This is a genomic window from Cohnella hongkongensis (assembly GCF_042654645.1).
Taxonomy (GTDB): Bacteria; Bacillota; Bacilli; order Paenibacillales; family Paenibacillaceae; genus Cohnella; species Cohnella hongkongensis.
The window spans coordinates 130,548-138,131 of record NZ_JBHSEP010000016.1 but is presented as its reverse complement, the minus strand read 5'-3'; the positions used below and the strand labels follow the sequence as shown (position 1 = coordinate 138,131).

At 54.0% G+C, this 7,584-nt stretch carries 6 protein-coding genes and 1 pseudogene; 6 read left to right on the top strand and 1 reads right to left on the bottom strand.

What is annotated here, in order from left to right; genetic code table 11:
• Nucleotides 1-538: 538 nt before the first annotated feature.
• On the top strand, nt 539-733 hold the full coding sequence (locus tag ACFO3S_RS19775) for a helix-turn-helix domain-containing protein (RefSeq protein WP_378099616.1): 195 nt from the start codon (nt 539-541) through the stop codon (nt 731-733).
• Between the two features lie 60 nt (nt 734-793).
• A pseudogene (locus ACFO3S_RS19770) lies at nt 794-1,666 on the top strand (IS3 family transposase); the annotation flags it as partial.
• A 476-nt stretch (nt 1,667-2,142) separates the two neighbouring features.
• On the opposite strand, the gene ACFO3S_RS19765 reads toward ACFO3S_RS19770, so the two are convergent.
• Nucleotides 2,143-2,589, bottom strand: coding sequence for a hypothetical protein (locus ACFO3S_RS19765; RefSeq protein ID WP_378099614.1), 447 nt, complete (start codon nt 2,587-2,589; stop codon nt 2,143-2,145).
• Between the two features lie 73 nt (nt 2,590-2,662).
• On the opposite strand from ACFO3S_RS19765, the gene ACFO3S_RS19760 reads away from it, so the two are divergent.
• The 4 genes from ACFO3S_RS19760 to nrdE all read left to right on the top strand — a co-directional run bounded on the left by ACFO3S_RS19760 (nt 2,663) and on the right by nrdE (nt 7,569).
• Entirely contained in the window at nt 2,663-3,037 is a 375-nt protein-coding gene (locus ACFO3S_RS19760) for a DUF423 domain-containing protein (protein ID WP_378099612.1), read from the top strand.
• Nucleotides 3,038-3,129: 92 nt separating this feature from the next.
• The gene (locus ACFO3S_RS19755) at nt 3,130-4,947 is read left to right on the top strand and encodes a putative bifunctional diguanylate cyclase/phosphodiesterase (RefSeq protein WP_378099610.1); all 1,818 of its coding nucleotides are present in this window, start codon (nt 3,130-3,132) and stop codon (nt 4,945-4,947) included.
• 191 nt (nt 4,948-5,138) lie between these two features.
• Complete coding sequence (gene nrdI, locus ACFO3S_RS19750) at nt 5,139-5,498, top strand: class Ib ribonucleoside-diphosphate reductase assembly flavoprotein NrdI (RefSeq protein ID WP_378099608.1); 360 nt, start codon at nt 5,139-5,141, stop codon at nt 5,496-5,498.
• Nucleotides 5,485-7,569, top strand: coding sequence for a class 1b ribonucleoside-diphosphate reductase subunit alpha (gene nrdE / locus ACFO3S_RS19745; RefSeq protein ID WP_378099606.1), 2,085 nt, complete (start codon nt 5,485-5,487; stop codon nt 7,567-7,569). Before nrdI ends, nrdE begins: the two co-directional genes overlap by 14 nt.
• Nucleotides 7,570-7,584: the final 15 nt, after the last annotated feature.

Sequence of the window (7,584 nt, the reverse complement as noted above, 5' to 3'; positions counted from 1 at the left end):
ATCCCGGCAGGCCGGCTCGTCGGGAAAACAAGCCATAAACTTGCGAATGGACATCAAGCGGAACGCCCCCTTTGAAAGGAACATTTGTTCTTATTTCGAGTATACCAAACATTTGTTCTCATTTCAATCCAAAAAGGTAAAAAAAGTGAAAATTCCGCGTCATTTTCCTGGATAATTCTAGGAAGTTGGCGCGGTTTTGTATGCTTGTTTTGGGTCACCTGAGTGAACGGCAGAGGGTGGGAGGGGCCATAAAGAGAAGAAGGATCAGCAAAGAGCTAGAAGGAGCGAAGGTTGGCAGAAGGAGCTAGAAGGAGTAGCAAGGTGAAGAAGGTGCATATAGGAGTAGCAAGTAGCAAGGAACAGAAGGAGTACAAAGTGCAGAGGGAGCGAAGGTGCGCAGTAGGTAGCAGTTAGGTGTAGCGAGGTGTGGCAAGAGTAGGGAGATAATAGAAGGGGGAATGGAGTGCTACGATAAAAATGCAGTCGAAAAACACCCTCATATGAAATAAAATGAAAGCTAACGAGGGGACGGGAGACAATGAAACGGTACGACAAAGCATTCAAAGAAGAAGCAGTCAGATTAAGCGATGAGATTGGACTGCAAAAGGCTGCCGAGCAGTTAGGCGTAGCCTATTACACCCTGCAGGGACGGAGAAAGCAACGAACCCTGCATGGCGACGGCGCGGGAAATCGAACTGGAGAGAGAAAACAGCGAGCTGCGCCGCGCGAATGAAATTCTCAAGGACGCACTCGGTTTTTTCGCAAAAGACCGGAAGCGGTAAAGGCATGCAAGCTCTATGCATACATCCGTAAACGACGGGATCGATGGACCGTCAAGGGGATGTGCGAAGCGCTTGCTGTCAGCGAGTCGGGCTATTACCGTAGCCTGAGGCCTGCCCCCATTCAGGAACGGCAGCAACAGCTTCTGGTCAACATGAAAGCAATCATCAGTGAACATGAAGACAATCGGAATTACGGTGCCCGGCGTATGCTGCTGGCGCTGGCGCAAATAGACATCCATACCAGCTACAGCACCGTCTATCGCCTCATGAAGAAGCACGGGCTGCTGCAGAAAGCGAAGCGTCACCCCAATGGCATTACACGCGAGGATGCCGCAGCTCAAAAGAGCGCGAACTTGATCCAGAGAGACTTCAGCGCCTCGGCACCGAACCAAAAGTGGCTATCGGATATCACCGAAGTGCCTTGTTCAGACGGCAAGCTCTATCTGTCTGCGGTGCTGGATTGTTACAACGGAGAGATCGTCGGTCTTGCCATGGACGATAACATGCGCAAGGAGCTCTGTATCCAAGCCTTTGAGAACGCGTGCAGGACTAGAAATGCGCGTGGCATGATTTATCACAGCGACCGGGGCAGCCAGTTCACGAGTCAGGCATTCCGAGCGTGTCTGGCTAAACGAGGTGCCATTCAAAGCATGAGCGGCACAGGGCGTTGCTATGACAACGCAAGAATGGAAAGCTTCTTTGCTACGCTAAAGAAAGAAAAGCTATATAAGATCAAAACCGAGCAATATCCGATGGCGCATATCCAATCGATCATCTTCAGATACATCATGGTCTATTACAACAGGCAGCGGATCTACACCACGAATCCAGGGGGCTGGCCCCCATCGATTTATCGTGAAAGAATGCTGTCACAAGCAGCCTAGCAACAGGATTTCTTCATGAGTGTGTTTTCAAACTGCACTTTTCTTGACAACTCCAGAAAATGGGAATAAAAAGAAACCATGAATGAGCAGTGAGGCGCGGAGGGCAAGGCGGAGTAAGAGTATGTAAGGGTAAAAAATAGGGTATCTGCACATGACTCAGGCGGGGGAAAAAGGAGTTAGGCATCGGCAAAGGAGAGGCCCAGGAGAGGAGACGGCGGGTGCTGCACATGACTCAGGCTGGGGAAAAAGGAGTTAGGCATCGGCAAAGGAGAGGCCCAGGAGAGGAGACGGCGGGCGCTGCACATGACTCAGGCGGGGGGAAAAGGAGTTTGGATCGGCAAAGGGAGAGGACACAGGAGAAGAGAGGAAGGGCGGCAAAAGGGAGAGCGGCAAAAGGGAGAGACGCGAGAAAGGGGGGGGGGGGCCGCCGGCAGGTCATTTCGGAGGAGTGAAATGGCTGCGGGCGGCCGCGGGGGCTAGACGCCGGCCAGGGCGACCAGGAAGAGCAGCGCGATGAAAAGAAGGGGAAGGCCGTTGAAGACCGTTCCGAGAATCGCGAACACTTTCTTATAACCGGGGCGTGCCAGCGCGACGATCCCGAGGATGAGACCGACCAGGATGACGAGGATCAGAAGCGGATAGAAGATGAGAAAGCCGATGTAGGGTTGGATTTTATCGGCGATTTCTTGGTCGGTCATCAGCCGGTTGCCGTGCTCGTCGACAACCTGCGTAATGTCGACGGCTTGGAAAACCAGCGTGATGATGACGATCGTCAACAGGACGAAGGAGACGATGCCGACGAGAGACAGGACGAAGGATGCGATGCCGAGCCCGCTGTGCTTCATCGGGGCACTCGGGTCGTGAACCGGGGAAAAAGCGCCTGGCTTTGCAAATTGTTCATCCTTTTCGAACGGTTCGTTCATGACTTTACACCTCATTCAGGATATGATAGATGTTGAACTCGCTGTCAAAATCACAAGGAGGATTAAATCCCGCATGAATAAGTATACAAAAGTTGGCGCCCTCGCCGCTATGCTTTCCGTTGCGCTTGGCGCATTCGGAGCTCATATGCTGGAGGATCGGCTGACGGCGGACGCGCTAGACGTCTACGATACCGCCGTGCAATATCAAATGTTTCACTCGGTCGGCATTTTGCTGGTCGCCCTGCTGATCGATCGTCTTCCTTCGCCCAGGCTGGCGATTTGGGCCGGCAGGCTGCTGGTCGTCGGAATCGTGATCTTTTCGGGGAGCTTATACGCCCTGGCCCTTAGCGGCGTCAAGATGCTTGGCGCCATTACGCCGATCGGGGGCGTCGCGTTTATCGCGGGGTGGATCTGCTTGGCTTTGGCTGCGCGCAAGGGTAAAAAATAGAAAAAAATGGACTACAAATCTGCGTCTTTTGATCTATAATAGAAAATATTACCCTGTAGTAGTCACCCATTGCGGAGGAAGGACGTAGCCTTGTGAACGGATGGTCCAACGACGGACTTTGGCTGGCGGGTATCGCCGGCGTTGCAGCATTGACCGCAAGCGCCGCTTCATTAGGCTGGATATTCTCGCGCAAACGTTATCGGATCGAGCAGTCGGGTCCCCCCTATCACTCGGAATTACTGAATTCTCTCTATAGTCACAGTCCGATCGTCTTCGCGGTTATCGATCGGCACGGGCGGTTCATGGACATTAACCGGGATCCGTCTGATATGGTCGGTTACGGGAAAGACGAACTGAACGGCAGGTCTTTCGAGACGATCCTGGCCGACGATTCCAGAGAGCAGACGCGGCTTGTTTTTCAGCGCACGCTTCACGGGGAAACCTGCTCCATGGAAATCAAGGTCATGCACAAGCTCGGGCATGCGATTGATCTGAACATCCATGCTTCGCCGCTGGTCAGAAGGAACAAGACGCTTGGCATTCTTGTGTTCATCGAGGATATCAGCGATCGCAAGCGCTCTCTGGAGCGCATCCGCTACATGGCTTACTATGATGATATGACGGGGCTGCCGAACCGGCAGTTCTTTATGAATCGGCTCGAAGAAAGGCTGCGGCTGGCCAAGGAGCTCGAAAGGCCGCTGGCCGTCTGTTATATTGACGTCGATCACTTTAAATTAATCAACGCTTCGTTCGGTCGGGATTTCGGCGATATGCTGCTGCTCCAGATCGCGGAGCGCCTTAGCCGCAGCCTGTCCGTGCCGGGCGACCTCGCGCGGATGGAAGGGGACGAGTTTGCGGCTTGCCTGGACGCGCTGTCGAGCGCCGAAGAAGTGCCCGGACGGCTGGACGACCTGATGTCCGTCATGAAGGAGCCGTTCGAATTAAACGGAGTGCCGGTGCACGTGACGGTGAGCATCGGCGTCTCCGTCAGTCCGAAAGGCGCGGACGACGCCGCGACGCTGCTGAAGCGCGCCGATACCGCACTGCACAGGGTGAAGTTGAACGGGAAAAACGATTATATGCTGCACTCCGGAGATATGGATCATATCGCGATCCAGAAGCTGACGATTCAACACGAGATGCACCGGGCGCTCAAGAACAAGGAGTTCGTGCTGCATTATCAGCCCCAATACGATCTGGCTTCCGGTCAAATCGTCGGAATGGAGGCGTTGGTCCGGTGGCAGCATCCCGAGCGCGGGCTGATCTCTCCCGGCGAGTTTATTCCCGCGGCGGAGGAGAGCGGTCTGATCGTGCCGCTCGGCGAATGGGTCGTCGAGGAGGCTTGCAGGCAGAACAAAGCGTGGCAGGACGAAGGGCTGCTGAGCATTCCGGTATCGGTTAATCTCTCTCTGCGGCAGTTTTCTCAGCGCAATTTGACAGGGAAGATTTCCGAGATATTGAGGCAGACGGGGCTGCACCCCCGCTATCTGGAGCTCGAGATTACGGAGAGCATGACGATGGACGTCGAGCGCGCCTCGCAATATTTGAAAGAGCTGACCGAGTTGGGAGTCAATATTAGCATCGACGACTTCGGAACAGGGTACAGCTCGTTTCACTATCTCAAAAACTTGCCGATCGCCCGCCTTAAAATCGATCGATCCTTCGTCAGGGACATCGAGCAGGATGCGAGCGACGCCGCGATTGTCGCTGCCATTATTTCAATGGCGCACAATTTGCAGATGCAGGTCATTGCCGAGGGAGTGGAGACGAAAAGCCAGGTTCACTTTCTGCGCTCCCATCGCTGCGACGAAATGCAGGGCTTTTTCGGCAGTCCTCCGCTGCCCAGCGACAGCGCTCAGGGGCTGCTGCTGGAGAAGCTTAACCGTCCCGCGCTGCCCAATTACCACTAGATTTCTCTCCCCTAGAACCGGCGGAAGAGGCTCGCTTCGGCGATCCTTTTCTTTTTTTTGCACCTGGAATAGCAAGTAAATCGCATTTGGCAATAGGCCAACTTTCTCATTGACAGACACAATATCTTGATATAAATTTGATTAAGTCACTATACATATTGTGTTAAGCCAAAGGAAGGAGAATGGATGGCATGCTGGTCGCCTATGATTCCAAGACAGGTAACGTTCGGAGGTTCGTAGAGAAATTAAAGCTTCCTTCGGTTCAAATCGAGGAATCCATGGATCTCGATCAGCCCTTCGTTCTTATTACGTATACGACGGGCTTCGGTCAAGTGCCGGAGAGAGTCGCTTCTTTTCTGAAGAAAAACCATAGAAAGCTGCTCGGGGTATCGGCAAGCGGCAATCGCAACTGGGGAGACGGATTCGCTCTGAGTGCGGATCGCATCTCGGAGATGTACGGAGTGCCCGTCATCAACAAGTTCGAGCTGTCCGGGACGATGAAGGACGTCGAGAAATTCGTACAGGAGGTGCGCGCAGTTGCGGCATATTGAACTGAACAACTTGCTGATGCAAAGAGATACGGAAGGGTTCTTCCAGCTGGACAAGGATCGCGAGGCCGTCGCGGAATTCATGGAGGACGTCTACCGCAAAAGCGTAAAATTCGCAAACCACCGAGAAAAAGTCCGCTATATGCTGGACAACAACTACTACGAGGACGTCTACCAGCACTACACCGAGGAGGAGGTCGATCAGATCTACGAATTGGCTCACGAGTACGGCTTCCAATTCAAATCCTATATGGCCGCCTCCAAATTTTACACCGACTACGCCGTCAAAACGGACGATAAAACGCTATATCTGGAGCATTTCCCCGATCGCGTCTCGATCGTTGCGCTGCATCTGGCCAGAGGAGACGTTAACGTCGCCCGGGCTTTAACCGCATCGATGATGGAGCAGCGGCTGCAGCCGGCGACGCCGACGTTCCTGAACGCGGGCAAAAGTCGGCGCGGAGAGATGGTTTCCTGCTTCCTGCTGGAGATGGACGACTCGCTCAACTCGATTAACTATGTGATCGGAACGTGTATGCAGCTGTCGAAAATCGGCGGAGGCGTAGCGGTCAACCTGTCGAAAGTTCGCGGACGCGGCGAGACGATCAAAGGAGTAGAGGGCGCTGCGAAAGGCATTATGCCCGTGCTGAAGCTGATGGAGGACGCCTTCTCGTATGCCGATCAGATGGGGCAGAGGAAGGGCTCGGGCGCAGGCTATTACAACATTTTCGGCTGGGACGTCATCGAGTTCCTCGATAGCAAGAAGATTAACGCGGACGAGAAAACTCGCCTGAAGACGTTGTCGATCGGCCTGATCGTCCCCGACAAATTCTATCAGCTCGCCGAGAAAAACGAGACGCTGTACGTCTTCGCGCCTTATACGGTATTCAAGCACTACGGCCAGCATCTGGACGATATGGACATGGACGAGATGTACGAGACGCTGCTCGCCGACAGCCGGGTAAAGAAGAAAGCGGTTATGAGCGCGCGCGACATGCTTGTGAAGATCGCCACGACGCAGCTGGAATCGGGCTATCCGTATATCATGAACAAGAGCAACGCCAATCGCGCCCATGCGCTTAAAGATATCGGCGGCATCAAAATGTCGAACCTGTGCACGGAGATTTTCCAGCTTCAGGAAACTTCGGAGATCGGCGATTATTTCGAGCCGGACACGATTCGCAGAGACATCAGCTGCAATCTCGCTTCCTTGAATATCGCCAACGTGATGGATACGCGCAAGATCAAGGAATCGGTTCACGAGGGCATCATCGGCCTGACAGCGGTCAGCGACATGACGACGGTCGCCAATGCGCCGGGCGTCGCCAAGGCGAACGCCGAGCTGCATTCCGTCGGTCTCGGCGCGATGAATTTGCACGGCTACCTGGCCAAGAACAAGATTGCGTACGAAAGCAAGGAAGCGCGCGATTTCGTCCGCACGTTCTTCATGATGATGAACTTCCACTCCATCGAGAAGAGCATGGAAATCGCCAGAGACACGGGCGTTGCGTTCCAAGGCTTCGAGCGTTCCGAATACGCCAAGGGTACATACTTCGACCGTTATTTGACGACCGATTATCGTCCGGTCACGGAACGCGTGAAGATGTTGTTCGAAGGCATCGCGGTGCCTTCGCCGGAAGATTGGGCGAAGCTGAAGGACGACGTCGCCAAGCACGGCCTGTACCATGCTTACAGGCTGGCGATCGCGCCGACACAGAGCATCTCGTACATTCAGAACGCGACTTCGAGCGTCATGCCGATCGTCGAGCCGATCGAGACGCGCACGTACGCGAATTCGACGACGTATTATCCGATGCCGTTCCTGAGCAAGGACAATATTTTCTTCTACAAATCGGCCTATCAAATGGATCAGTTCAAGGTGATCGACCTGATCGCCGAAATCCAGCCTCACGTAGACCAGGGCATCTCGACCGTCCTCCACGTGAACAGCGACGTTACGACGCGTCAGCTGTCCCGCTATTACGTCTACGCGGCCAAGAAAGGCCTGAAATCTCTCTACTATACGCGCACGAATCGCCTGTCCGTGGAAGAGTGCGTCACCTGCTCGGTGTAAGGAATAAAGAGGCGA

What these genes read in the sequence shown, in the direction of transcription:
- ACFO3S_RS19775 (WP_378099616.1), top strand. Translation starts at nt 539, where the DNA reads ATGAAACGGTACGACAAAGCATTCAAAGAAGAAGCAGTCAGATTAAGC.
- ACFO3S_RS19765 (WP_378099614.1), bottom strand. Translation starts at nt 2,589, where the DNA reads ATGAACGAACCGTTCGAAAAGGATGAACAATTTGCAAAGCCAGGCGCT.
- ACFO3S_RS19760 (WP_378099612.1), top strand. Translation starts at nt 2,663, where the DNA reads ATGAATAAGTATACAAAAGTTGGCGCCCTCGCCGCTATGCTTTCCGTT.
- nrdI (WP_378099608.1), top strand. Translation starts at nt 5,139, where the DNA reads ATGCTGGTCGCCTATGATTCCAAGACAGGTAACGTTCGGAGGTTCGTA.